18 protein-coding genes are annotated in these 25,806 nt (G+C 42.3%); 6 read left to right on the top strand and 12 right to left on the bottom strand.

The genetic code is table 11. From position 1 onward, the window contains the following. Positions 1-90: 90 nt before the first annotated feature. The 5 genes from leuA to FTU66_RS07685 form a co-directional block, all read right to left on the bottom strand. Positions 91-1,788, bottom strand: a complete 1,698-nt coding sequence (gene leuA / locus FTU66_RS07705) for a 2-isopropylmalate synthase (RefSeq protein WP_131260575.1) — start codon at positions 1,786-1,788, stop codon at positions 91-93. A 224-nt stretch (positions 1,789-2,012) separates the two neighbouring features. Continuing rightward, a complete protein-coding gene (locus FTU66_RS07700; protein ID WP_180112591.1) occupies positions 2,013-3,122 on the bottom strand; it encodes an alpha-hydroxy acid oxidase in 1,110 nt (369 codons plus the stop codon). Next, positions 3,119-3,802 (bottom strand): Fe2+-dependent dioxygenase, encoded by a 684-nt coding sequence (locus FTU66_RS07695; RefSeq protein WP_180112590.1) that lies wholly within the window; start codon positions 3,800-3,802, stop codon positions 3,119-3,121. Before FTU66_RS07695 ends, FTU66_RS07700 begins: the two co-directional genes overlap by 4 nt. 159 nt (positions 3,803-3,961) lie before the next feature. Beyond that, positions 3,962-6,196, bottom strand: a complete 2,235-nt coding sequence (locus FTU66_RS07690; RefSeq protein ID WP_180112589.1) for a catecholate siderophore receptor Fiu — start codon at positions 6,194-6,196, stop codon at positions 3,962-3,964. 293 nt (positions 6,197-6,489) lie between these two features. Beyond that, positions 6,490-8,679 (bottom strand): TonB-dependent receptor domain-containing protein, encoded by a 2,190-nt coding sequence (locus FTU66_RS07685; protein ID WP_180112588.1) that lies wholly within the window; start codon positions 8,677-8,679, stop codon positions 6,490-6,492. A gap of 265 nt (positions 8,680-8,944) precedes the next feature. Between FTU66_RS07685 and tig the strand changes: the two genes are divergently transcribed. The 4 genes from tig to FTU66_RS07665 all read left to right on the top strand — a co-directional run bounded on the left by tig (position 8,945) and on the right by FTU66_RS07665 (position 13,320). Then, positions 8,945-10,276 carry a trigger factor gene (gene tig / locus FTU66_RS07680; protein ID WP_180112587.1) on the top strand — a complete coding sequence of 444 codons (1,332 nt, stop codon included), beginning with the start codon at positions 8,945-8,947 and terminating at the stop codon, positions 10,274-10,276. Between the two features lie 189 nt (positions 10,277-10,465). After that, positions 10,466-11,071 carry an ATP-dependent Clp endopeptidase proteolytic subunit ClpP gene (gene clpP, locus FTU66_RS07675; RefSeq protein WP_004974855.1) on the top strand — a complete coding sequence of 202 codons (606 nt, stop codon included), beginning with the start codon at positions 10,466-10,468 and terminating at the stop codon, positions 11,069-11,071. A gap of 29 nt (positions 11,072-11,100) precedes the next feature. Then, complete coding sequence (gene clpX / locus FTU66_RS07670) at positions 11,101-12,411, top strand: ATP-dependent protease ATP-binding subunit ClpX (protein WP_180112586.1); 1,311 nt, start codon at positions 11,101-11,103, stop codon at positions 12,409-12,411. 192 nt (positions 12,412-12,603) lie between these two features. Further along, complete coding sequence (locus tag FTU66_RS07665) at positions 12,604-13,320, top strand: DUF2846 domain-containing protein (protein ID WP_180112585.1); 717 nt, start codon at positions 12,604-12,606, stop codon at positions 13,318-13,320. Between the two features lie 101 nt (positions 13,321-13,421). On the opposite strand, the gene FTU66_RS07660 is transcribed toward FTU66_RS07665, so the two are convergent. Beyond that, positions 13,422-14,948, bottom strand: coding sequence for a fumarate hydratase (locus FTU66_RS07660; RefSeq protein ID WP_180112584.1), 1,527 nt, complete (start codon positions 14,946-14,948; stop codon positions 13,422-13,424). Positions 14,949-15,184: 236 nt separating this feature from the next. On the opposite strand from FTU66_RS07660, the gene FTU66_RS07655 reads away from it, so the two are divergent. Further along, on the top strand, positions 15,185-15,796 hold the full coding sequence (locus FTU66_RS07655) for a class I SAM-dependent methyltransferase (RefSeq protein ID WP_180112583.1): 612 nt from the start codon (positions 15,185-15,187) through the stop codon (positions 15,794-15,796). Positions 15,797-15,901: 105 nt separating this feature from the next. On the opposite strand, the gene pta is transcribed toward FTU66_RS07655, so the two are convergent. From pta to FTU66_RS07635, 4 genes are all read right to left on the bottom strand, one after another. Next, positions 15,902-18,043 (bottom strand): phosphate acetyltransferase, encoded by a 2,142-nt coding sequence (gene pta, locus FTU66_RS07650; protein WP_180112582.1) that lies wholly within the window; start codon positions 18,041-18,043, stop codon positions 15,902-15,904. A 55-nt stretch (positions 18,044-18,098) separates the two neighbouring features. Further along, the gene (locus FTU66_RS07645; RefSeq protein WP_096901391.1) at positions 18,099-19,316 is read right to left on the bottom strand and encodes an acetate/propionate family kinase; all 1,218 of its coding nucleotides are present in this window, start codon (positions 19,314-19,316) and stop codon (positions 18,099-18,101) included. A 340-nt stretch (positions 19,317-19,656) separates the two neighbouring features. After that, positions 19,657-20,067 (bottom strand): hypothetical protein, encoded by a 411-nt coding sequence (locus FTU66_RS07640; RefSeq protein ID WP_026438428.1) that lies wholly within the window; start codon positions 20,065-20,067, stop codon positions 19,657-19,659. A gap of 186 nt (positions 20,068-20,253) precedes the next feature. Beyond that, entirely contained in the window at positions 20,254-21,519 is a 1,266-nt protein-coding gene (locus FTU66_RS07635; protein ID WP_096901406.1) for a glutamate-5-semialdehyde dehydrogenase, read from the bottom strand. A gap of 341 nt (positions 21,520-21,860) precedes the next feature. Here FTU66_RS07635 and FTU66_RS07630 point away from each other — a divergent pair, with 341 nt between their 5' ends. Continuing rightward, on the top strand, positions 21,861-23,195 hold the full coding sequence (locus tag FTU66_RS07630; RefSeq protein WP_004974874.1) for an alpha/beta fold hydrolase: 1,335 nt from the start codon (positions 21,861-21,863) through the stop codon (positions 23,193-23,195). A 59-nt stretch (positions 23,196-23,254) separates the two neighbouring features. Here FTU66_RS07630 and FTU66_RS07625 read toward each other — a convergent pair whose 3' ends face one another. Then, positions 23,255-24,145, bottom strand: coding sequence for a class I SAM-dependent methyltransferase (locus tag FTU66_RS07625; RefSeq protein ID WP_180062332.1), 891 nt, complete (start codon positions 24,143-24,145; stop codon positions 23,255-23,257). 557 nt (positions 24,146-24,702) lie between these two features. Then, positions 24,703-25,806, bottom strand: a complete 1,104-nt coding sequence (gene nagZ / locus FTU66_RS07620; RefSeq protein ID WP_004974880.1) for a beta-N-acetylhexosaminidase — start codon at positions 25,804-25,806, stop codon at positions 24,703-24,705.

Genomic DNA, 25,806 nt, shown 5'->3' with positions numbered 1-25,806 from the left:
AATAATTCGCCTTAAATCCTGAGGATGAATAAATAAAAGGATACCACTTGGGGTATCCTTTTCAAAATGCTTTTACATGTTAGCGCAAGATTATACTGCTGCTGCAACTACTTGATCTGTGCTTAATACGCCTTGTTCAATCAAGCGGTTGGTGCAGGCAATAATTGCATCAATAGATGAGGTCACGATGTTGTCATGTACCCCTGCACCAAAGGCAGATTTACCTGTGCCTTTGACTTGCAACTCAATCAATGCCAACGCTTTTGCATGTGCGCCAGAGCTAATGCTGCGTTCTTCATAATTCAAGACATCAATTGGTAATTGAAGTGCATTCAAAATTGCTGAAATTGGGCCATTGCCTTCACCGCGTAAGCGTTGCGTTTCGCCGTTCACGACCACATCTAACTCAATGACTTGATTGCCATTTTCATCAGATAGTTTGTAGTTTTTGGTCGCATAGTGCGCATCTTTTACTGCAACGTAAGTGTCTTTAAACAAGTTCCAGATTTCGCTTGCGCTAATTTCAGTGCCTTGCTCATCGGTACGTTGTTGCACAATTTGTGAGAATTCGATTTGTAAACGACGTGGTAAAGTCACGTTGTAGTTCGATTCTAACAAGTAAGCTATCCCGCCTTTACCCGATTGTGAGTTGACACGAATCACTGCGTCATAGTCACGACCTAAATCTTTCGGGTCAATTGGCAAGTAAGGCATATCCCAAATTTCTTCATTTTTCTGGAACTCAAAACCTTTCTTAATTGCGTCTTGGTGTGAACCAGAGAATGCAGTAAAGACTAAGTCACCTGCGTACGGATGACGAGGGTGTACTGGCAAGCCTGTGCATTCTTCAACTGTTGCAATAATTTCGTTGATGTTTGAGAAATCCAACTCTGGTGCAACACCTTGGGTGTACATGTTCAACGCAATCGCAGCAACGTCTACGTTACCTGTGCGCTCACCGTTACCAAATACACAACCTTCTACACGGTCTGCACCCGCCATGATGGCCAATTCAGATGCGGCAATACCACAACCACGGTCATTGTGACAGTGTACTGAAATGATCACGCCATCACGACGCGCAATGTTGCGGTGCATCCATTCCACTTGGTCGGCATACACGTTTGGTGTAGACACTTCTACCGTTGCAGGCAAGTTTAAAATTACTTTATTGGTTGGCGATGCTTCCCAAATTTCAGTCACGGCATCACAAACATCTTTAGCCACTTCCAACTCAGTTGCAGTAAAACATTCTGGGCTGTACTGGAATACCCATTCTGTTTCAGGTTGCTTCGCTGCGTATTCTTTTACTTTGCTTGCTGCATTGATTGCCAATTGTTTGGCACCTTCAACATCAACATTCAAGACTTTGTTACGGAAGGTTGGTGAGTTGGCATTATAAATATGCACAATCGCACGTTTAGCACCTTGTAAAGATTCAAAAGTACGTTGAATTAAGTGGTCACGCGCCTGTACCAAGACTTCAATATACACGTCATCTGGAATATGACCTTCTTCAATCAATTTACGGGTGAAATCGAAGTCAACTTGAGATGCCGATGGGAAACCAATTTCGATGTGTTTAAAACCAATTTTCACAAGCATTTGGAACATTTTGAATTTTTGTTCTATGTTCATTGGCTCAAAGATCGCTTGGTTACCGTCACGTAGGTCGGTACTCATCCAAATTGGCGCTTTGGTAATTTCGTTATTTGGCCATTGGCGGTCTGGTAAATCGACACGCTGGTACATACGACGGTATTTTTTGCTTGGATCTGCCAACATCATGTGAAAACTCCTTGAATAGTAGCGGTTGCATCGCGTGGATAACGGCAACTTACTATAAATATAGATTGTGTCTATTCTATCAATTTACAAGCTGTTTTCAGGAGGCTATCGCTAAAAGTAGAATCATGGCACTTGTAAACCAATATCTGTATGTTAATCGATCTGCAAGCGTAATAATTCCCTGTTTTTTACATATACTGCATGTGCTGTGAAATATTTTTCTGCTATTGGCTGTTTTGGTGATAAATATAACTGTTGTTAATCTGTTCAATGCTGCTTGTTCCCATAAGTGCCATGCTCACTTCAAATTCTTCTTTTAAGAGCTTGATGCTATGCGCTGCCCCTAATGCACCAGCAACTGCCAAGCCATAAATATATGGCCGTCCAATTAATACTGCATTTGCCCCTAGGGCTAATGCTTTAAAAATATCTGTGCCACGGCGGATACCACTGTCCAATAGAATAGGGAAATCGTGCGGTAAAATTTTTCGGATAGTACTTAAAACTTGAATTGGACTGACTGCGGTATCTAAAACTCGACCACCGTGATTAGACACAATAATCCCTTGTACGCCGTATTGATACGCCTGTTGTGCATCGGCAGGGTGTAAAATACCTTTGAGTAAAATAGGGAGCGGGCTGCGTTGTACCAGCCAAGCAATATCTTCCCATGTGGCGGCTTGCTGCATTAAGCCATCAAATAGAGCATGCTGATTGTCTTTGAGGGTTGCTGTACTCACAGGATGATGATGCACTGCCTGAATATGTGCGGGTAACTGAAAGTAAGCACGACGTTCACGATCTCGAATACCCATGTGCGGTGCATCTACAGTCAGAACAATGGCTTGATAGGCATAATGTTGCGCTTGAAAAATCAAATCCAAAGCGGCTTCACGGCTGCCTTGCCAATATAGCTGAAACCATTTTGGCGCAGAAGAAACCTGATTAAGCGTTGCCATTGGGGTGGTGCTTAAATGACTGAGAATCATGGGTGCTTGCATAGCGGCGGCGGCTTGCGCTGTAGCAATTTCCCCCTGCGGGTGAAATAGCTGTTGATAAGCCACGGGGGCTAAAAAAATCGGGTGTGGATAGTGTTTGCCTAAAAGTTGAATCTGCGTATTGGCATCTTTAAAAGAATTTAAGTGACGTGGTAATAATTGAATATTGGCAAAAGCAGTTTGGTTGTTATTTAGACTGTATTCATCGCCCGCAGCGCCTTCTAAATTGGCCCATGTGGCTGCATTTAAATGTAGTTGTGCCTGTTTTTGATAGTCGGCAATGGTTTGTAAATGTGGGGGAATATGGTTTAAGGCTGCTAATGGTGCGGTATTCATAATTGACTCCATTGACGAATCAAATTGTGATAGTGCGCAGTCAGGGACAATACTTCTGCTGTATCTCCAAGTTGTTGACGCAATTGCAAAATAGTCATATCTAAATTGAACAACATACTGCGTTGCCAGTCATCTTTGACCATACTTTGACACCATGTAAATGCTGCAATTCTTTGACCTGCGGTGACAGGTTCGACTCTATGTAAACTGGTGGCAGGGTATACGATGGCATCGCCTGCATTGAGTTTAACCGCATGGCTACCGTAACTATCTTCAATGATCAGTTCACCGCCCTGATATTCTTCAGGCTCACTTAAAAATAGGGTCATGGATACATCGGTGCGAATCGGGCGTCGTACTTGTGCACAATATTGCACGGCATTATCGACATGATTGCCATAAGTTCCTGTGTTTTGATAACAATTGAACATGGGTTGCAGAATGTGCAGCGGCAAGGCAAAGGACTGCAATAAAGCCTGTTGTTTTAGTGCACTGAGGATGTCTTGTGACAGAGTTACATAGCTCGGATGCTGCAGGTCAAATTGTAAATTCTGTTTAATTTTCTGTGCTTGTGCGCCTGCACTGAATTGACCATTTTGCCATGCAGCTGCAGTGTCCAATTCAGCGCGAATCTGTTGGACTTGCACTTTACTGAGTACGTTAGGAATGTGAAGCATCATATTGATTCTTCCTGTGAAAGTTATAATTCAAAAAATTGAATACTCGACATTATGGTTCAGTATTAAAAGTTCGAGCGATCTGTGCTATGAAAGCGACACATCACCCGAACCAATCTATATAGCCTCTTTTGAGCTACGCTATAGATTTATTGCAATTGCTTAGAACTTGTAATTCAAGCTAAGAGTTGCCGAGCGTGGCTGTCCAAGAACCACACGACCACCACCATTGTTAAGGGTGCTGATATATTCTTTATCGGCAAGGTTGTAGAGGTTAAGATTTAGTGAAGCATGCTTGTTAAAGTTGTAGCCGGCTAAGGCATCAAAGACGACATAGCCTGGGATATTCGGCATGTTGGCAGGTGCGGTGCTGTCAGTGACTACACGTTTTTGTTCATCAACATAACGAGCGCCTAAACCAAATTTAAAGCCTGCCCAGTCGTAGGTTGACCATAAGCTTGCAGTCCATTCAGGTGACCAGCGTTCAGATAATGTTGTGCTACTCGATGAACGTTGATTCAGTTGTTTAACTTTCATGTGGGCAACGCCTGCAGAAATATTCCAGGCATCGGTAATTTGCCCCACAGCACTTAGCTCAACACCATCGACACGTTTTTTACCTTCCTGCACGGCTAGCTGGGAAATCGGATCAATGGTCGATTGATTTTCATTTTCTGTACGATACGCAGCAGCAGCCATAGCAAGTTTGCCTTGCAATAACTCCCATTTGCTGCCTACTTCATAATGATGGGTTTCTTGAGGCTGCGCATTAATGGCATCATTGCCTGATTCAGACAGCGTGAAGTTGGCACTGCCTGGCGGAGTCAATGATTTGGCATAAGAGGCATACACACTGCTATTTAAAGTAGGTTTATACACACCGCCAAGTTTCCAGCTTAACAATGTGTCGTGCGTACTGAGGTCTTTGGCGACCAAGGCATTACCACCTCGCGGCAAAGTTAAGCCCTGATAATCGGTTTCATAATAATCGACCCGAACACCGCCGTTCAGCTGGAAACGCTCTCCAAATTTTAAAGTATCGAATAAATAAGCTGCGGCAGTTTGGGTTTCACCATTGGTATAACCGCCATTATAAATAAGCGCTGGCATGGCTTGATTGCGGTCTGGGTGATAAAGATTGGCCCACGGTGTATCGGCAGTGGCTTCGCCAGGCATCTGGGTTGCCATGAGTTTGCTAGATTGCTGTTCTTTTAAAAACTCCATGCCTGCAACAACATCATGCTGTACTGCCCCCGTTTTGACACTCCAGTTTAAAGTGCTTTGATTGGCCAGAATTTTATTTTCTTGATCGACGCCTTGGCGGGAGCGGTTCACTTCCCATTCGGCAGGGTTTGATGAACCATTGGTTCGAAGACCATTTGCACCTGTATTGATGCCTGTTAAAACCCGATTCATCTGTGTTTTGCCTACACGGGTGATGTTGGTCAGTTTGAGTCGATCCGTTAAATCACTTTCGATTTTTGCCGTAAACATATCGGCATCGACATCTTCATAGTCATTGACATGACCATAAAAATTTTCCCGATTGACTTGAGGTGCAGTCGCTAACAGCGAGTCTGAGTTATAAAAGCCCTGCATGCCAATTGTTGGAATACCACCATCTGGAATATTGCGCTGTCTGATGTGTTGAGAATATAAATATAAACGTGTGGCCGTGTTTAATCCAAAAGCAAGAGAAGGGGCGATGGCATAACTGTTATTTTCGATATAGTCACGTCCTTCCACACCACCTTCTTGCCCCATCACGTTCAGGCGAAACGCCGTATTGGGGTTGATGACTTGGTTAATGTCTGCAGAGAGTCGGGCATGTTCTGCGGTGTTATAGCTGGCAGAAATTTCCTGACTGTTTTCACTTTGCGGTAATTTACTCACCAAATTGATATAACCCGAAGCCGCACCACGACCTGCTTCTGAACCTGATGGGCCTTTGACCACTTCAATTTGATCAAGGTTAAAGACATCACGGCTGATAGCACCTAAATCGCGAATACCATCGACATAAGTAGAGGTTTGGGTAGAAAAACCTCGCATTTGAAAGGCATCGCCTGCGCTGGTATTACCATTTTCACCAAGTTGCAGGGTAATGCCTGGAGTGTTGCGTAAGGCTTCAACCAACGAGGTTGCACCTTGCTCCTGCAAGATTTCTTTTTTAATTACAGATATAGTTTGTGGAGTATCCAACAACGGCTGTGTGTATTTTGCAGAGCTTAAACTGTCTGCCTTGTATTTGCTTTCGGCTTCTGATTTAACCGTAATGGTGGGTAAGTGGGTGACGTCATCTTCAGGGCTTGCGGCATGTGCAAGTAGTGGAAGAGAGGCGGCTAAAGCCATCAGTTGCGCAGAGCGATTGTGTTTGCGGCTTTTGATCTGTGCCATTTATGGTATTTCCCTAAATGTAAACCAACAGGAGACCACGCTTTATTCAGCGTTTTTAGTTCAAAATGAATAAAGTGTGAAGTTGTTGTTATGACGTCTATAACAATTGATGCCAATTGTATTGAGAATCATTATCAACAACAATGTACAGATTGGTGCTTTTCTTTAATTCTTATTTGAAAATAATAATCATTATCAGTATTTTTATTTAATAAAACGATGTGAACGTGAAAGGCTTGGGAGTAAAGACAGAAAACCCTGCCGAAGCAGGGTTTGAGAAAAATAAAGCGAGTTTAGAATTTAAAGGTTGTACTCAATTGAACACGGCGACCTTCTTGGGTGTTGCTGTGGCGGTTGTAATAACTGCCATCAATTAGTTCGTAATCGGTAAAGTCTTTATCAAAAACATTGTACAGTGCGACACCAATATCCCAATTATCGTTTACGGTAAAATTAGAGCCAATATGGAATAAGGCATAAGATTTAAAGTCACCTAATTCATCATAAACCTTTTGGTTGGCAGCAGTTAAGTTTTCATAAGTTGATGTAAAACGAGCACGCTCACTTCGGTATTCACCACGAGCCCATAGATTCACGTAATCAGCTGCTTGCCATTTTAAAGAAGCATTGACAATATGTTCAGGAGTATCGTTTAAAGGTGGATTACCCAACTTGGAATCTTTAATTTCGGTTTCTGTCCAAGTGTAATTTAGACCAAATTTCCAAGCAGTGATAAACTCCCAATTGAAACCAGTTTCGATTCCATAAACCTCGGCTTCTTCTGCGTTAGTTGGACGAGTAACATTCCATGAGTCTGCTCGTGTTTGCCCTTTGCTTTTATAATAATCCATGGTCCACGGTGTTCCAATGGAGTCCATAAATGCTTCACAGGCTGCTTTATTGGTATCTGTGTCACATTTTAGTTCAGCATTACCATTTACAATTTTATCTTCCACCTGACTATAGAAGGCAGTAATGTTGGCATCAAAATTATCGTTATTATTGAAATATGCAGCTAACTCAAAGTTGTTGCTTGTTTCTGGCTTTAAATTAGGATTACCAAAAACTGGGTTACGTCCCTGGCCGCTGACATTATAAATACCATTGGTTAAGCGCTCTAAACGTGGTGCTTTATATCCTTCAGAATATCCGCCTTTAAATGTCCAATTGTCATTTGCATTCCAAACGAGGTACGCACGAGGTGTCCAAAAATCACCAAAAGTGCTGTGATCATCAAAACGTAGACCTAAAGTCAGAGCTAAGCTATCCGTCAATGCCCAAGTATCTTCTGCAAATAAACCGAGTTGATCAAAAGAAACTTCTTTATTCACACGTAAGCCGTCTTTAATGCTTGCATCCCACCATTGACCGCCTAGTGTTATGTTGTGCCCACTAAAGTGTTGTGTGGTGAACTTTGTATCAAAAATAGTATCTTCACTCTCAAGTAAGCGAGGTGTGACAGTTTTGGATAAATTCTGAGCACGTGCTGGAATTAAACGTCCTACAGTTTCGGTCTGAGTATTGCTAATACTTGAATCTAAAGTACCGATATTGGTACGCCAAGTATGGGCTAGAACCACTTTTTCACGATTATATTCTTGAGAGGAGTTGTATCCTCCATCTGCACCTAAGGTACCCAATTGCCCTTTACTATTGTCATACCATTGTTCGGTTTGCTCATATTCAGCAGAAATATCATGATTATCATTAGGTGTTAGTGTTAGGCGAACACCAAGAGTTTCTAAATCAGATTTGGTTGGGCTGTTACCTTGAGATAACTCGGTATCTGAATTGGCATCTGGGGTTACATGAGATTGATCACGTTCCGCTTTACGGCCACGTAATTGAATACCAAGTAAATTTTGAATTAAAGGACCAGTAACGTAGGCATCTACTGAGCGTTGATTGCCAAAATCTGAATAGTTTGGGTTAATTGTCCCTTCGAGTGTGACAGCACCTGTCCATTCTGGTGAAACTTTTTTGGTAATAATATTAACGACACCGCCAATGGCATCTGAGCCATAAAGGGTAGAAGCGGGTCCTCGGATAATTTCGATTCGCTCAACTGCAGAAATTGGCGGAATAAAACTGTTATTTGATTCACCAAAACCATTAGGGGTAATATCACCTGTACTGTTTTGGCGGCGGCCATCAATCAGTACCAACGTATATTCAGCATCCATCCCACGAATACGAATATTTAGTCCGCCTGTTTTTCCTGCTGTTGGACTAATATCAACCCCTTCCACATCAACCAAGGCATCAGCAACGGAGTTGATACGTTTATTTTTTAAATCTTCTGCACTAATGACAGTAATTGATGCAGGTGCATCCTTAATTTTTTGTTCAAAACCTGCCGCTGAAACCACAATTGTGGAAAGTTGGTGGGTTGAAGTCGCATCGGTAGAGGTATTTGCGAAAACAGCAGTAGAGGTAGCCCCAAGTAATGCAAGACACAGCGGGTGTAGGTTGAACTTAGCCATAAAATTATATCTCTAATATGAATCAATGATCCTAATTTAGACCTATATGGTAATTAGAATCATTCATGAAGGAGTTGGCTAATAATAATGATAAGGATTCTTATTTACAACAAGAAATATACACAAAGTTGAAAATTTACAGAAAATAGCGTGCCGATTAAAAAAATTCAGTCGAGATCAGAACGTATTTTGTATATCCTTTAATGTTGTCATATAATGTGGCACTTTTTTATAAACTGTTATTACTAACTATATCGAGGAAGCCATGCAAGTAACTTCTGAAGCGGTTTCGGGCGTTGCCCGTCGTTTAAATGTATCTGTACCGACGAGCCGTATTAACGAGCAGTTTGAAGCTCGCTTGAAACGCACTGCCAAAACTGTGAAGATTAACGGCTTCCGTCCAGGTAAAGTGCCTGTAAACGTTGTTCGTCGTGAATACGGTGCGGGTATTTATCAAGAAGTGGTGAACGACATTATTCGTGACACCGTTTTTGAAGCAATCCAACAAGAAAAAATCAACGCTGTTGGTATGCCAAACATCGAAAAAACTGAAATGAAAGACGACGCTTTAGTTTACGAAGCGACAGTTGAAGTTTATCCAGAAGTTGAAGTGAAATTTGAAGGTTTAGAAGTTGAACGTAAGTCTTCAGAAGTGAACGACAAAGATGTTGAGCAAATGCTTGAAAATCTTCAAAAGCAACGTGCTTCTTGGGCAGAAACCAAAGGCATGGCGAAAAAAGACATGCAAGTGACTTTTGATTTTGAAGGCACTGTAGATGGCGAGAAGTTTGAAGGCGGTGCTGCTGAAGACTTTAAACTGGTACTTGGTTCTGGTCGCATGATTCCTGGTTTTGAAGATGGCATCGTGGGCATGAAAAAAGGCGAAGAGAAAGTTATTGATGTAACTTTCCCTGAAGACTACCAAGCAGCAAACCTTGCAGGTAAAGCAGCTCAATTCAAAATCACTGTGAAACTTGTTGAAAAGCAAAAACTTCCAGAAATTGATGCTGAATTCCTACAAATCTTCGGTATTTCTGAAGAAGAAGGCGTAGAAAAGTTAAAAGCTGATGTTCGTAAAAACATGGAACGTGAAGTGAAAAACGGTTTACGTAACCAAGTAAAAGGCGCAACTTTTGATGCACTCGTTGCGGCAAACGAAGTTGAAATTCCGTCTGCAATGGTTGCTCAAGAAATTGACCGTCAACGTCAACAAATGATTCAGCAATTCACACAACAGTTTGGTGCGCAAGGTGCAAAAGCATTTGACTCAAGCATGCTTCCAGATGAATTGTTCAAAGAACAAGCTGAAAAATCTGTAAAACTTGGCGTATTGGTTAGCAAAGTATTAGAAAATGCTAAACTTGAAGTAGATCAAGCGCGTGTAGATGCTTACATCGAAGACATGGCTTCTTCTTATGAAGATCCAAGCGAAGTGATTGAATACTTCAAAAACGACAAACAACAACGTTCACAAATTGAAGCTGTTGTTTTAGAAGACCAGGTTGTAGATCACATCTTAGCTTCTGCAAAAGTTACAGATACAACTGTAAGCTATGAAGACTTATTGAAAGAGCAGCAAGCTCGTCAACAAGGCTAATTTGCTTTATACAAAAAGGCGCTTCGTGCGCCTTTTTTATTGCATCGCGGTTTTCAGTTTTTCAGAGATTGATCGCATTTAACTCAAAATATCTACGATTTAAGCCGTGAATATTTTGCAATTTAGACAATTATCCCTCATATTGTGAACATGAGTCGTGTCACACAAATTTAGGAATAAATAACCATTATGTATGTTCCAACAATTGAAAATGCTTTAGTACCCATGGTGGTCGAACAATCCTCTCGTGGTGAGCGTTCTTTTGATATTTATTCACGTCTTTTACGTGAACGTGTCATTTTTTTGACGGGTGAAGTCGAAGATAATATGGCCAACTTAATCGTGGCGCAGATGTTGTTTTTAGAAGCAGAAAACCCTGATAAAGATATTCACCTATACATTAACTCACCAGGCGGTTCAGTGACTGCAGGTATGGCAATTTACGATACCATGCAATTTATTAAGCCTGATGTTGTGACGTACTGTATGGGACAAGCAGCATCTATGGGTGCTTTTCTGCTCAACGCAGGTGCAAAAGGTAAGCGTTACTGTCTTGAAAATGCGCGTGTCATGATTCACCAGCCACTTGGTGGTTTCCGTGGTCAGGCATCTGATATTGAAATTCATGCACGTGAAATTCTATTCATTAAAGAGCGTTTAAACCGTTTAATGGCAGAACATAGTGGTCAGGACTATGAAACTGTCGCAAGAGATACCGACCGTGATAACTTCATGACTGCACAGGCGGCGAAGGAATACGGTCTTGTGGATGAAGTTTTAACAAAACGTCCATAAGTTTTAAAGATTGAGATATTGGAGTGACTATGTCCGAACATCCTCAGGGACAAAAACATTGTTCATTTTGCGGTAAAACGCAGTCTGAAGTCGGGAAGCTGATTGCAGGCGAGGACGCATACATCTGTAATGAATGTGTGGACGTATGCTTAGACTTGGTTCAGACCAGTCAACAAGTTGAGTCGGGTGATTGGGCAACACGTCCATTGCCAAAACCACATGAAATTCGTGCTGCGCTAGACCAGTATGTGATCGGTCAGGACACTGCGAAAAAAACCTTATCGGTTGCAGTGTATAACCATTACAAACGTCTGAAAGTGACCCAGCAAGGGCATAAGTCAGACGATACTGTCGAAATTTCAAAAAGTAACATCATGCTAGTTGGGCCTACAGGTTCGGGTAAAACCTTACTTGCACAGACTTTGGCGCGCCTACTGGATGTTCCTTTTGCAATGGCAGACGCAACCACATTAACCGAAGCGGGTTATGTGGGTGAAGATGTCGAAAACATTGTGCAAAAGCTGTTACAAAAAGCTGATTACGATGTAGAAAAAGCACAAAAAGGCATTATCTATATCGATGAGATCGACAAAATCACGCGTAAGTCTGAAAATCCATCTATTACCCGTGATGTATCAGGTGAGGGTGTTCAGCAAGCCTTGCTTAAAATGATTGAAGGCACGGTCGCATCTATTCCACCTCAAGGTGGACGTAAGCATCCGCAGCAAGAATTCATTCAAATTGATACCTCAAATATCCTGTTTATTTGTGGTGGTGCATTCTCTGGTTTAGAGAAAATTGTGCAGCAACGTCAGGAAAAAGGCGGGATTGGTTTTACTGCAGACGTGAAGAAAAGAGATGAAGGCAAGAAATTGTCGGATTTATTCCGTCAGGTAGAAGCAACCGATTTGGTGAAATTTGGCTTAATTCCAGAGTTCATTGGTCGTTTGCCTGTAATTGCAACGCTAGACGAGCTAGATGAAGATGCATTGATGCAAATTCTGACCGAGCCGAAAAATGCCTTAACTCGTCAATATCAATACTTATTCGAGATGGAAAATGTCGATTTAGTCTTTGAAGATGCGGCATTACGTGCAGTGGCGAAAAAAGCCCTTGAACGTAATACAGGTGCGCGTGGTTTGCGTTCAATTCTGGAAAATGCCTTGCTCGAAACCATGTACGACTTGCCAAGCCGTACCGATGTTGGCACAGTGGTAGTGACTGAAGCGGTGATTGAAGAAGGTGCTAAACCTGAATTTCAGACCGAACGTCAGCCTCAAACAGAAGAACCTGCAGCAGAAAAAATTGACTTAAAAGTATTAGACAGCAAAACTGCTTAATACGCTATTCGTCTGAAACGTGCCGAAACGCTAGGTTTCGGCACGTTTTTTATTGTCAAAAAAATCAAGGCAGTGTTAATCTTAGACCTAGGCGTGGATGCCCATTATTCAAAACAACAATTGCAAAATGAATTTGCAGCGTGATTTCAAAAACGTGATTTACAAAAATAAGAAACGCAGTGAGGGATAGACATGCGTGGTGTCGCAATCTTGGTCGTGACCAGTTTAATGTTAGTGGGATGTCATGGCAAAAAAAACGTGGTGCAACAAACACAACCACCGAGTACTTTAAAAGTTTTAGATTTAGAACAGAAACCGGGTTTTGTAGAGCAGCACCGCTTGGGCATGATGACCATTGGCGGTTGGGTTAATCAAAAACTGGGGCAGCGTTTTCAGCCCATTCAGGCACAGCATCAAGATGCGGCCATTGTGTATTTGTATCGCCCTGACTCTAAGTGGAATAGGCAAGAAATTGTCGCTGCCAGTATGTTTATCAATAAGCATCGGATTCCAAGTTTATTGCACAATCATTATTACTGGGTTGAACTGGCACCGGGCGCGTATCGTCTGAGTGTGAGTCGTCCTTTGGGTGCATTACATTTCCAAAAACCAAAGTATTTGGATTTTCAGGTACAGGCAGGGCAGTCGTATTTTATTAAATATGATGAAGAAAACCTAAGTACTCGCAAAGAGGTTTCAGGGCCTTTAATTCTTATGCCTTCAAGTACGGCACAACAGGAAATCGCGTTTACTCAATTGAAAACCGAAAGCTATAACTTTGTCGCGGAAGATCAAACCACAGGTAAGTTGCGTAAAAAGCCACAAAAAATCAAGCATGAGAAATATGACCCTGCAGAAGATGTGCATTTAACTCAGCCATTTAAGTTGTGGGATCCTAGAACCTGGTAAGGTTTTTCATCTTTATCTCGTGCATTGCTTTTATTCATTTCTAGCACGCATAAAAAAGCACCCAAAGTTGGGTGCTTTTTCTTTATCACTGCGTTGGAAAATTATTCTGCTGCAGCATCTACAACAGGAATTTTACCAATTTTAGCTTGCCAGATTTTTGGTGCAATGGCGTGGATTGATGTACCGTTTACATCCACCGCAACAGAAACAGGCATATCTTCAACTTTGAACTTGTAGATTGCTTCCATACCTAAGTCTTCAAAAGCAACCACTTCTGCTTCACGTACAGCTTTAGATACAAGATAAGCCGCGCCACCAACAGCCATGAGGTAAGTTGCTTTGTGATCTTTGATCGCTTCAATTGCTGCAGGACCACGATCCGCCTTACCAATCATACCGAACAAACCAGTGTGTTCTAATACTTGGCGTGTGAATTTGTCCATACGGGTTGCTGTTGTTGGACCAGCAGGGCCAACCACTTCATCACCTACAGGGTCAACTGGGCCAACGTAGTAAATGAACTTGCCTTTTAAGTCGACTGGCAATTCTTCACCATTGTTGATCATGTCAACCATGCGTTTGTGCGCAGCGTCACGACCTGTGTAAATCGTACCGTTTAATAATAAAGTATCGCCCGGCTGCCAAGTGTTCATTTCTTCTTGAGTGATGTTGTCTAAATCTACACGTTTAGATTTAGAAGAGTCCCAAGTCACTTCTGGGTAGTCATCCAGTTTAGGTGCTTGAATGTGTGCAACACCTGAACCATCTAACTGGAAGTGTGCGTGACGTGTTGCAGCGCAGTTTGGAATCATTCCCACTGGTTTGCCCGCAGCGTGGCAAGGATAGTCTTTGATTTTAATATCAAGTACTGTAGTTAAGCCGCCTAAACCTTGAGCACCAATACCCAATGCGTTTACTTTCTCGAAGATCTCAATACGGAGTTCTTCCATTTTATTTTGTGGGCCACGACGCAATAATTCGTCCATGTTGATTTCTTCCATGAGTGCTTCTTTTGCAAGCATCATGGCTTTTTCGGCAGTACCACCAATACCAATACCAAGCATACCCGGTGGACACCAGCCTGCACCCATGGTTGGAACAGTTTTAAGTACCCAGTCTACAATTGAGTCAGATGGGTTCAGCATGGCCAATTTAGATTTGTTTTCTGAACCACCACCTTTAGCAGCAACCGTAATATCAACTTTGTTACCTGGAACGAGTTTGTAGTGAATTACTGCAGGGGTATTGTCTTTGGTATTTTTACGACCAAATGCAGGATCAGCCAATACAGATGCACGAAGCACGTTTGAGTTTTCTAGGTAACCCTGACGTACACCTTCGTTAATCGTATCATCTAAGCTCATGGTTAAATCAAATTTAACGTCTAAGCCCACTTCAAGGAATACGTTTACGATACCAGTATCTTGACAGATTGGACGATGGCCTTCTGCACACATACGTGAGTTAATTAAGATCTGTGCAATCGCATCTTTCGCAGCTTTGTTTTCTTCACGATCATAAGCACGGCTCATCGCTTGGATGAAGTCTTGTGGATGATAGTAGGAAATAAACTGAAGCGCGTCTTTGATCGAAGTGATCAAGTCATCTTGCTTGATAATAGTTGTCATATCAAAAATCTCTTGAGCGGGCGAATAGCTAGCGGACTAAATTATAAGACAAAATGTGGTCGTTGTGGGCACTTTGATCAAGCTTTGGGCGAAAGTTTAATATCGCACATGGGCTGTGGGAGATTGATGAAAGATCAAGCAAAAATAAACATTGCGATATGCACTGATTTTGCTTCTTTAAGGCTAAATTTTCCGCTATGTTCAGAACTCTATTTGCTCAATATTGAAGTTATGTGATGACAGATTCCTCTGCTTTGGCGGCTCAGATTATCCCAATGTATAAAAGGCATGCCCGAGCGTGGACGGCTTTACGTGGTCAGGTGCTATATGAGAAAAACTGGCTGGATCGTTTGCTGCGTTATTTACCTGCGCAGGCCAAAATTTTAGATTTAGGTTGTGGTTCAGGCCGTCCAATTGCAGCGTATCTATTACAACATGGGCATCAGCTTACAGGTGTGGATAGTTCAGACACCATGCTGGAAATGGCACGAGAACATTTTCCATCACAATGTTGGATTGAAGCCGATATGCGTTCTGTAGAATTGAGTCAGCACTTTGATGCTATTTTGGCGTGGGATAGTTTTTTTCATTTAACGCCAAACGATCAGCGCTGCATGTTCGAGAAATTTGCGCAATGGTCTACCGCCAATACAGTTTTAATGTTTAGCAGTGGACCTGCTGCGGGTGAGGCGATTGGGGAAATGTTTGGTGAAGCACTTTATCACGCCAGTTTGTCGCAGGATGAATATCGGCAATTGTTAAAAGATTATGGCTTTAAAGTTGTGAAAATGCTCGCGGAAGATCAGGACTGTGCAGGGCATACGGTGTGGTTGGTGCAGAGGTTTTAAAAATGGAGCTAATCAATTTTTGTAGTGATCTATGAATCTACAGTGTGGAATAAAAAAACCACCCAATTTTTCAATCAGGTGGTTTGTAAAACTTAACTTTACGAATTATTGAGCTGCTTGTTGCTCTGCCTGAATCGCAGTCAATGCAATCGTGAACACAATGTCATCTACCAATGCACCACGTGACAAGTCATTCACTGGCTTGTTCAAGCCTTGTAGCATTGGGCCAACACTCACCACGTTAGCAGAACGCTGTACTGCTTTATACGTCGTGTTACCTGTGTTCAAGTCAGGGAAAATGAACACATTGGCGCGACCTGCAACTTGAGAGTTTGGTGCTTTAGAGCGACCAACACTTTCAACCGATGCTGCATCGTACTGTAATGGGCCATCAATCAGTAAGTCAGGACGACGTTGTTTCGCAATTTCAGTCGCTTTCGCTACTTTTTCTACGTCAGCACCTGCACCCGAAGTACCAGTTGAGTAAGAAATCATGGCAATACGTGGGTCAATACCAAACGCTTTTGCAGAGTCAGCAGATTGAATCGCAATTTCAGCCAATTGTTCAGCATCTGGGTCTGGGTTAATCGCACAGTCACCGTACACATATACTTCATCTGGTAACAGCATAAAGAATACTGAAGATACCAATGAATAATCAGGTGCAGTTTTAATGAGCTGGAATGCGGGACGAACTGTATTGGCTGTAGTATGCACAGCACCAGACACCAAACCATCAACCTGATCAAGTGCTAACATCATCGTACCTAATACGACAGTGTCTTGCAGCTGTTCACGTGCTTGATCGTCAGTAAGTTTGCCTTTACGCATCGCAACCATTTTTTCGACATAGTTTTCACGAATCAAGTCAGGATCAATGATTTCTAAGTCGTGTGGAAGCTCAATACCGCGTGCTTTGGCAACATCGACTACCGCTTCTGGTTTTGCCAATAATACGCAGTGGGCAATACCACGTGATTGACAAATCGCTGCAGCTTGAACGGTACGTGGCTCATCACCCTCTGGAAGCACGATACGTTTTTTCGCTGCAATAGATTTTTGCACCAATTCATGGCGGAACGCAGAAGGCGATAAACGTGGTTTATGCGTATCGCTGATTAATTGGGTTAACCATTCTGCATTGATGTGACTGGCCACAAAGCGGGTAACTTGTTCTGCACGCTCAGTATCATCTACAGGAATTTCGTTGCTCAGGTTTAATAACTGTTGTGCAGTTTCAAAGGTGCTCAATTTAGTATGTAAAATTGGCAAGCCATTTTTCATTGCTGCTTGGCAGAACTCTAAAGCTTGTGCGCTTGGTGCTTGATGTTCAGTTAACACCAAACCTGCAAGTGGAATACCATTGCTGCTGGCTAAGCTACTGGCAAGCAATACATCGACACGGTCAGAACCACTGATAATCAGCTCGCCTGCAACGAATTTATGCATTTCGTGTTCAATATTCGATGCAATTAAGCTGCTGTGTAATACACGGCGCTGCGCAGCTTCACCTTGGCTAATCCATTCAGCAGAAATGTGCGCAGCCAAGTCAGACATACGTGGCACACTTAAAGTATTGCTGAATGGTACTAAACCAATTACAGGCATACAGTCTTTACCAATCATTGGGTGCGTGGTTTGAATCGCACTAACGAATTGGTTGGTGTCGCTAATCAAACGTAAGTTTGGATCAAGTGTAACTGGAATTTGTGCAGAATCTTCTGGTAAACCTTTGGTACGCATAAACAATACGCCCGCAGTACGCTCACAAGTTGCACCACCAAAGAAACGTAATTGATTGTCTACTTTTGACGCTGTTTTAACAGCATTGTTGATGTCGGCATTGCTGACAATAATGACTTTTGCATCAAGTGCTTTAGCCAAATTTGCATTCAATTCAGTTGCAAATGGATCACGTCCGTTTGGCAACACGCCTTCTACAATAATGATATCGTGATGTTTAGAAATTTCACGATGTAAACGAACTGCATCTTCAAGCAATTCGTCATTTTCATCATTTTTTAAACGCTCAGTCAGCGCAGTATAAGAAATCGGCTCAACTGTTTCATGCTTGAACAGGTGACGATACAACGCAGTTGTGCGGTCTGCTTCAGGTTGTAATTCTTGTGAAAAAGGCTTTAAGAAACCTGCTTTTACGCCTTGGCATTCCAAAGCGTAAATTAAACCTAAACATGCTGATGTTAAACCAACACCAATTTCTGTAGGAACCAAAAGTATTGTTTTCATAATTTTTTCTAAATCGTAAAGGGACTGATTGAAAGTGGCTGAGCACTACGATTGCTTAAGCAATCGCAGCGTCACATTCAGACTTTTTTGCAGCTGACTTTAGCTCCTCTGCAACTTGCGCAGTTTCTTTCGCAATACGGCCTTCTTCGTCAGTTGGTACAACCCAAATTTGTGGACCGCCTGTACCTGCATCAATACGACCTTCAGTACCGCGTTTTAAGCTGTCATTGCGTTCTTTGCTGAAGTTAAAGCCAAAGTGTGGCAAGTAAGATACAGTTTTTTCACGGATGTACGCAGAGTTTTCGCCAATACCACCTGTGAAGAATAAGCCATCTAAGCGTGGTAAACCACAGCTAAGTGCAGCTAAAGATTTAGCTAAACGGTAGCAGAATACTTCAATTGCAAGCGTTGCATCTTCATTGCCTTGTTCAGATGCTTCAATCAGGGTACGCATGTCGTTCGATAAGCCTGACAAACCAAGTAAACCACTTTGGCTGTTTAGCATTTTGTCAATTTTGTAGATATCCCAACCTAAGTTGCTTGCAAGGAAGCTGTGTAAGCTTGGGTCTACATCACCACTACGAGTACCCATCACCAAACCTTCAAGTGGGGTTAGGCCCATCGATGTGTCTACACTTTGACCATTCCAGATTGCACAAGTCGAGCTACCGTTACCCAAGTGAGCAGTTAACCAGCCACCTTGTTTGAAGCTGCCAGCCAACTCTGAACCGCGCTCTGAAACGTATGCGTGACTTGTACCGTGGAAGCCATAACGACGTACGTTGTGGTCGGTATATAAGAATTTAGGCACTGCATAACGGTAAGCGTGAGCAGGCATCGTTTGGTGGAATGCAGTATCAAATACAGCCACTTGCGGAAGTTCTGGGAACAAACGCATTGTTGCTTCAATACCCACCAAGTGTGCAGGGTTGTGTAAAGGTGCAAGCGGAGTTGCTTCACGAATACGTTGCACGATTTCTTCAGTTAATAATTCTGCTTTGGTTAAAGTACCGCCGTGTACAACGCGGTGACCAATGGCTTGTGGCTTATATTGAGATAAGCGACCAAGAATAGTTTCCAGTGCTTTTTCATGGTCAGCATGTGGAATAGAAAGTTCGAGCGGCTCACCACCTGCGGTAATGCCTTTAATGCGCGCATCAGCAGAACCTAGATTTTCTGCCAAACCAAAGATACGATCTCCAACGCTTTCAGATACAAGCGCATATTTGATAGAAGAAGATCCGCAGTTAATCACTAATACTGATGTAGTCACTTTTATGTACCCGAATTCTAATTGAAGTTATCCCTAGTCAATCAAGCTGCATTGCAAGATATGGCAAACGGCAATCTATTGTGTTGCAATCTTGATCATTACGTATGTTTTATCATGGGTTTTTTATTGCTCCTAGATAGACTTTAGGAGATTAGACTTAAGCATTATCGACCATGAAATCAGAAATAATTAAAATTTATCAGCCCGAAACTTTCATTTTTTCATGAAATGATGGTCTAAAATTTCTGCTTAATTCCTGTTGTATTCTCTTAACATAGCACACTTCATTCTGCAGGCGAGTGGCAAACTGTTTTAAATTATTTCCTCAATCTTTGTCGGTTTATTTTGATTTGGCAGCGTATTTAATTTCCGACCAACGGACAATCACATAAGCAATCAGTGCCACCATAAAAAACACCAACATCATCCACGCCAAGCCTTGTAAGGTTTCAATAATGGTGCGGTAAATTTCCAATACCCAGCGTTCTTGCGTCAGTTCAATCACAATTCTTTTGTCATTTTCGGCATAGGTGAGTGGGGTAATGTATTTTTCCATATCGTAAATACGAATGCCTGAAGATGTGCCGACCACCATGCCTGCAAATTTGGTGTACTTTGCCCATGCTTCATGAATTGGGTCGTGGATGATACGCGCCAAAATTGCATTGATGGAGCTGGAAAACAGACGCATGACAATGAACGACACCAACAGTGCTAAAGCAAAGGTACTAATAATCAAATAATAAAACATAAGCATCGCCACTCTTTTTGATGATTTTTCTAATCTTGATGGTGTTTTTATTTTAAGTGAGCGTGAGGCAGAAATGTGTAGTGGAACTGTGTCTTAAAACAATGTCTAAAAAATAGAAGGGAATAATGTTCAGCTTCCTGTGAAACTGAACATTATATTTGGATATTGCAAAATTACAGATGGATTTTATTGGCGGATTTGACCATCGCCAAACACGATCCATTTTTGTGAGGTTAAACCTTCCAAACCGACAGGGCCACGGGTATGAATTTTATCGGTAGAGATTCCAATTTCAGCACCTAAACCATATTCAAAACCATCAGCAAAGCGTGTAGAAGCGTTAATCATGACTGAACTAGAATCTACCGCAGCCAAGAATTGACGCGCCAAACTAAAGTTTTCAGTAATAATGGCATCAGTATGATGTGAACCATATTTATTGATATGTTCAATTGCCTCATCAATTCCTGAAACCACTTTAACTGCCAAAATTGGGCCTAAATATTCGGTGTACCAATCTTCTTCGGTTGCTGTTTTAACACTTGTACCCAAAATCTTTTGGGTTGCAGGACAGCCGCGTAATTCGACTTGTTTTTCTGCATATAGCTCGGCAATACGTGGCAAGAATTGTGCGGCAACAGCCTCATCGACCAACAATGTTTCCATGGCATTACAGACGCCATAACGGTGAGTTTTTGCATTCAGGGCAATAGGCAGGGCTTTTTGTAAATCGGCCTGTGCTTCTACAAATACGTGACAGTTACCATCCAAATGTTTAATCACTGGAATACGCGCTTCATTGCTGATGCGTTCAATCAGACTTTTACCGCCACGTGGCACAATTACATCTACATATTCAGACATGGTAATTAATTGCCCAACGGCAGCACGGTCTGAGGTGTTAATCACTTGCACCGATGTTTCTGGCAAGCCTGATGCTTTTAAGCCGTGTTGAATCGCGGCAGCAATCGCTTGGTTAGATTCCAGTGCTTCAGAACCACCACGTAAAATAATCGCATTGCCTGATTTTAATGCCAAAGACGCAGCTTCAAGGGTTACGTTTGGACGTGATTCGTAAATCATGCCCACCACACCTAGCGGTACACGCATTTTGCCCAATTGAATACCAGATGGACGGTAAGCCATATCGGTAATTTCACCAATTGGATCCATGAGACCAATCACATCTTTCAGACCTTGTAACATGCCTTTAAAGCGTGCGGGGTTAAGTTCTAAGCGATCAAGCAGTGCGCTATCCAAGTTGTTGTTACGACCTTTGGTCATATCAATTTGGTTGGCAGCTAAAATAGCGGACTCGCTATTTTCCAATGCCGTATAAATAGCCGATAACGCATTGTTTTTAGATTGGGTAGAAGCGCTTGCTAAGACACGAGAGGCTTGGCGTGCTTGTTGTCCTACCGTTTGCATATATTGTTCAATAGACTCTTGCATAGCGGTTTGATCACTTAGAAATTTCAACTCGATATTAACAGTCTGTGCCTGCACAATGAAGCGTCTCAGCGGAAAATCGACTAAATTGTTCAATCTTTTCATATTTTTCAATGCTTTCATCACAAAAATTAATATTTTGAAATGCTTTATGATTTAAAAGTAGATGAGCGGTCATAGAAAATGTTGCGTATAAAATCAGCACCTGTATAGAATGATGCGATAACGACATTGATGTCATTCACAACAATAAGCAGGATGCCACTTTAATTCAGATAAGTGGGTAATCGTTCAATGACGAACACTTGCACAATAAAAATAAAATGCGCATGGAGGTAAGGAATATGAATTCCATGATCCAGATGGACACGGATGTACAGGACGCAAGTTCGCATGTCTGTTTTTTTGATATTTACGATAAACACAGCTTTAAACAACCCGCTCGTACCACTTGGATCAACGGCTGGAAAGTGGAATACATGGCAATTGCTCAGCCAGAAACCGCACATTTAACTCCAATTGTGATTATTGGTGGTGCATTCCAAAACTTTAATTCATATAAATATTGTGTCGAGCAGCTTTTTCGTGCAGGGCCAATCATTTTAATTGATATGCCATCTATGGGCGCCAATCAGCAAATGACCAATGTGGAAACAGGTGAGTCGGCAGGAACGCTAGAACTGCATGATTTAGGTCAGATGTTGGGTGATTGGCTGGATATTGTCGGCTTAGATAAAGTATCCGTCATGGGCATGTCATTGGGTTCGGTGGTGGCATCGTGTCTAGCAGATCAGCGTCCTGAATTGATTGATCGCATGATTTTAATGGGGGTTATGCAAAAGACCCGTAAAAGTTGGCGCATGTTGCTTGAAGAATCACTGCATTTAATGAAAGAGCAGCGCATGGATGAATTTGGTCAGGCGGTGATTTTATACTTGGTCAATCATGCCAAAATGGAACAAACTCGCATGTCACCGACTGCAAAGCGTTTGTTTTACCGACAAATGGCCGACTTTACCGCTACAGAGCAAGATCGCTACGATGTGAACTGCAACCGTTTATTGCGGTTAACCAATGTGCCTATTCCGCAATGTAAGGTTTTGGTGGCGTGTGGGCAATATGACAGTTTTACCTTGCCGCATGAAAATGCCAATTTTGCCTTACAGTGCCCGAACATGGAATTTGCCATGATTGCCAATGCAGATCATGTGCCGCAATTACAGCGCCGTAAAGAAACCATGAATTTATTTGCGACCTTTTTAAGCGATGAATCTATTCAGGACTTAGATGGCATTATTCCAATGACACGTGCGCAACTATTGACGATGGAACGCCGTGGAGAAGCGCGTATTCGGGTGCAAAATCCGCAAAGTCATTTGCAGTATCGTCATTCTGATTTGAAAATTGCCACGCACATTGTCGATTTAAACTTCTTTGGTGTATTGCTTGATTTTGAAAATGCTGCGTTGGCGGCACAAGCAGCACAGTTTGAACGAGATATGGCCTTAGAATTACAGGATGAGGAAGGCAGTTTTAGCATTGAATGTTTAATTTTTGAAAGCCAAGGGCAGCAACTACGCGCATTATTTAAGCATGGTAGTTTTGAGGTGGCAGAGCGTTTGTTGCGTTATGTGGAACGTCAAAAAGCGGCTGCACAAAATTTGGAATATGCCCGTTAGTAGATAAAATCAGTGCTTGGTTTAAAATTATCCAAAGAAAATAGAATCAAAATAGCGTGTTAAACCACGCTATTTTTTTTGTAGGCATGAACCATCCAGACTAAATCGCCTAAATGTTCTGCGGTTGTTTTTTCTAAAGAGCTGTTGGAAAAATACAGTTGTGGTTGTTGTAGCTGCACTTGCTCAAAACCTGCATTTTGAAAAAACTGAGTTAATTCCTGCGGAGATTGAAAGTGAAAGGTGAAAGCACTGCGTGACATAAATTTCAATAATCGGCTGCAGTTCCAAATAAAATTGGCGAGCTTGTTTTTGACGGGTTCAGGGTAAATATCGGTTAAATAATGCAGTTCTGGAAAGTCTTGGGTGTAGTTACACATGCCATTTAACAGCTGTTGTAGCATGTCTTTGCTGAAGTAGTTAATTAAACCTTCACTAATAATTACTAAGGGCTGCGAGTGATCAAAATATTCAAAGGCCTGTTGAAAGGATTCACTAAAAATATCGGCGGTGAGAACTTCAGGTGCGTCGTGGTCAATTTGTCGTAACGCTTGAGTTTTAATTTGCGCTATATCAGGCAAATCCAGTTCACGGTAATTCAGTTCAGGATATTTTTGTCGAAAGTTCCAGCTGCGTGGTGACAGCCCAGATGCAATTTCGAGCACTTGTAATTGCGGATGTTGCTGAATCAGTGCGGTTAAGTGTGCATCAATCATTTGGTGACGTTGTTTGAGGGTGCTGCGCATACTGCCGCCCACATGACGTTCTGCCCAGTTTTCTAAAGGATGTACCAATTTGGCTAAAAACTTGCCTTTTCGGGTCGCAAATACAGGATGTGAAATCCCCCTTTGATACCAGATATATCCCGTATAATGTGCGGTAAAAGAAATATGCCGATGTTTGGACAATGCAGTCGTGTCTGAGCGAGTTGGCTTGGCATCCGAGTTGTGCATTTCAGTCCTTTTTTCTGTCGTGATTTTGCTGTTCAGCAATGTTTTTGTCATTTTCGTATAGACCTTAATTGTTTGTATGGTGGTCGTTGTCTTTTTAGGCATGCTTTGACACTCAAGCTGCGGTGTCAGGCATATACTCAAAATAGAATAAGTTTATCATAATCAAAAAGGAACAAGCTGTCGTGTTCCTTTGTCGTATAAATGCTGTGAAAAAGTGAAGGCGTATAGGGTCTGTTGACATTTCATAAATGGCTTGCGCTGTAGGCTAAAACTGAGCAGATCAGGCATAAAATGCAGGGAATAGTGGACCTATTTTCAAGTTCCATAACGCAATCTGAGAAAGTTTTAGCCACATGAGCAAGAACAAAGCGTTGCTTTGTTTGCTGCGCAAGGGGACGAGCATATTTTTTGCTGCTATTGCGTTATGTGCCAGTCATTTAGAATGACTAAATTTCCTGTCCCATGCCTTATATCAGCTAAAAAATCTTGCGAGATATATCTCTCACGTCGCAAACATAGACGAATTGTCAACAGACCCTAGTTAGTTTGTGGTGATCTCACGTTGCAGCGTTTTTAGTGGTACTTGAGTAATTGGTCGGGTCGTGACTAGTTTGTGCTGCCAGTAGCGCGGCACTTTGTTCTTTAAATACCAAGATACGATCACGGACGCTTCGCCATTCATCACCCAAGTCTAAAACTTCAGCAATGCTAAACTCCGCACTAAGTTCAGGGATTTTACCACGCATGCGTTCTAAACGTGCCTGATTAGGTAGGGGTAAATCGGCAATTGCATTTAAAGCCAATCGTTGTGCAGCACGGTTGTTGCAGACCAATCCCATGTCACAGCCTGCAAGCAAAGCGGCATGAATACGTGCATCGGCATCGCCTGCTACACAAGCCGCCTGCATGCTTAAATCATCCGAAAAGAGTACACCATCATAGCCCAAGTCTTTGCGAAGCACTTGCTGTAACCAAAATTCAGAAAAACCTGCAGGGTTCGGATCGACCTGATCATAAATGACATGCGCAGGCATGAGCGCATCCAGTTGATTTTGCAGTTGGATAAAGGTTTGCATATCCTGTTGTTGAATTTCGGCAAAAGAACGTGAATCTATCGCGGCAGCAACGTGAGAGTCTGCTTTAACCGATCCATGTCCAGGAAAGTGTTTGCCTGTGGTTGCCATTCCTGCACGATGCATTCCACGTAAAAAAGCATCTGCCAAAGCAATAATATCGACAGGACGCGCAGCAAAAGCACGATCTCCAATGACATCACTGATGTCATTTAAATCTAAAACGGGTGCAAAACTAAAATCAATGCCTACGGCTAATACTTCGGTGGCCATCAACCAGCCACATTCTTCGGCTAAATCTAAGGCACGTTCAGGTTCGTTTTGGTATAACTCGCCAAATCTACCCATAGCAGGCAATAGGGTAAAACCTTGTTTTAAGCGTTGTACGCGTCCGCCTTCCTGATCGACTGCAATTAAAATATCAGGGCGTACCTGACGCATGTGGTCGGTCAAGGCGCGTACTTGCGCAGGAGATTGGATATTTCGGGCAAATAAAATGACTCCACCGACTTGCGGAGCGCTTAATAGTTCAATATCTTCTTGAGTAAGTTCTGTGCCAGCGATGTCGAGCATCAATGCGCCAATCAT

The sequence above is a fragment of the Acinetobacter sp. YH12131 genome (assembly GCF_013418635.1).
GTDB classification, from domain to species: Bacteria; Pseudomonadota; Gammaproteobacteria; order Pseudomonadales; family Moraxellaceae; genus Acinetobacter; species Acinetobacter towneri.
Note: the sequence above shows the minus strand (reverse complement) of the source record. Positions and strands in the feature narration are given on the sequence as shown.

Excerpts from the sequence above, each read along its gene's own strand:
- leuA (WP_131260575.1), bottom strand. The coding sequence starts at position 1,788 with ATGATGTTGGCAGATCCAAGCAAAAAATACCGTCGTATGTACCAGCGT.
- FTU66_RS07700 (WP_180112591.1), bottom strand. The coding sequence starts at position 3,122 with ATGAATACCGCACCATTAGCAGCCTTAAACCATATTCCCCCACATTTA.
- FTU66_RS07695 (WP_180112590.1), bottom strand. The coding sequence starts at position 3,802 with ATGATGCTTCACATTCCTAACGTACTCAGTAAAGTGCAAGTCCAACAG.
- FTU66_RS07690 (WP_180112589.1), bottom strand. The coding sequence starts at position 6,196 with ATGGCACAGATCAAAAGCCGCAAACACAATCGCTCTGCGCAACTGATG.
- FTU66_RS07685 (WP_180112588.1), bottom strand. The coding sequence starts at position 8,679 with ATGGCTAAGTTCAACCTACACCCGCTGTGTCTTGCATTACTTGGGGCT.
- tig (WP_180112587.1), top strand. The coding sequence starts at position 8,945 with ATGCAAGTAACTTCTGAAGCGGTTTCGGGCGTTGCCCGTCGTTTAAAT.
- clpP (WP_004974855.1), top strand. The coding sequence starts at position 10,466 with ATGTATGTTCCAACAATTGAAAATGCTTTAGTACCCATGGTGGTCGAA.
- clpX (WP_180112586.1), top strand. The coding sequence starts at position 11,101 with ATGTCCGAACATCCTCAGGGACAAAAACATTGTTCATTTTGCGGTAAA.
- FTU66_RS07665 (WP_180112585.1), top strand. The coding sequence starts at position 12,604 with ATGCGTGGTGTCGCAATCTTGGTCGTGACCAGTTTAATGTTAGTGGGA.
- FTU66_RS07660 (WP_180112584.1), bottom strand. The coding sequence starts at position 14,948 with ATGACAACTATTATCAAGCAAGATGACTTGATCACTTCGATCAAAGAC.
- FTU66_RS07655 (WP_180112583.1), top strand. The coding sequence starts at position 15,185 with ATGACAGATTCCTCTGCTTTGGCGGCTCAGATTATCCCAATGTATAAA.
- pta (WP_180112582.1), bottom strand. The coding sequence starts at position 18,043 with ATGAAAACAATACTTTTGGTTCCTACAGAAATTGGTGTTGGTTTAACA.
- FTU66_RS07640 (WP_026438428.1), bottom strand. The coding sequence starts at position 20,067 with ATGTTTTATTATTTGATTATTAGTACCTTTGCTTTAGCACTGTTGGTG.
- FTU66_RS07635 (WP_096901406.1), bottom strand. The coding sequence starts at position 21,519 with ATGCAAGAGTCTATTGAACAATATATGCAAACGGTAGGACAACAAGCA.
- FTU66_RS07630 (WP_004974874.1), top strand. The coding sequence starts at position 21,861 with ATGAATTCCATGATCCAGATGGACACGGATGTACAGGACGCAAGTTCG.
- FTU66_RS07625 (WP_180062332.1), bottom strand. The coding sequence starts at position 24,145 with ATGCACAACTCGGATGCCAAGCCAACTCGCTCAGACACGACTGCATTG.
- nagZ (WP_004974880.1), bottom strand. The coding sequence starts at position 25,806 with ATGATTGGCGCATTGATGCTCGACATCGCTGGCACAGAACTTACTCAA.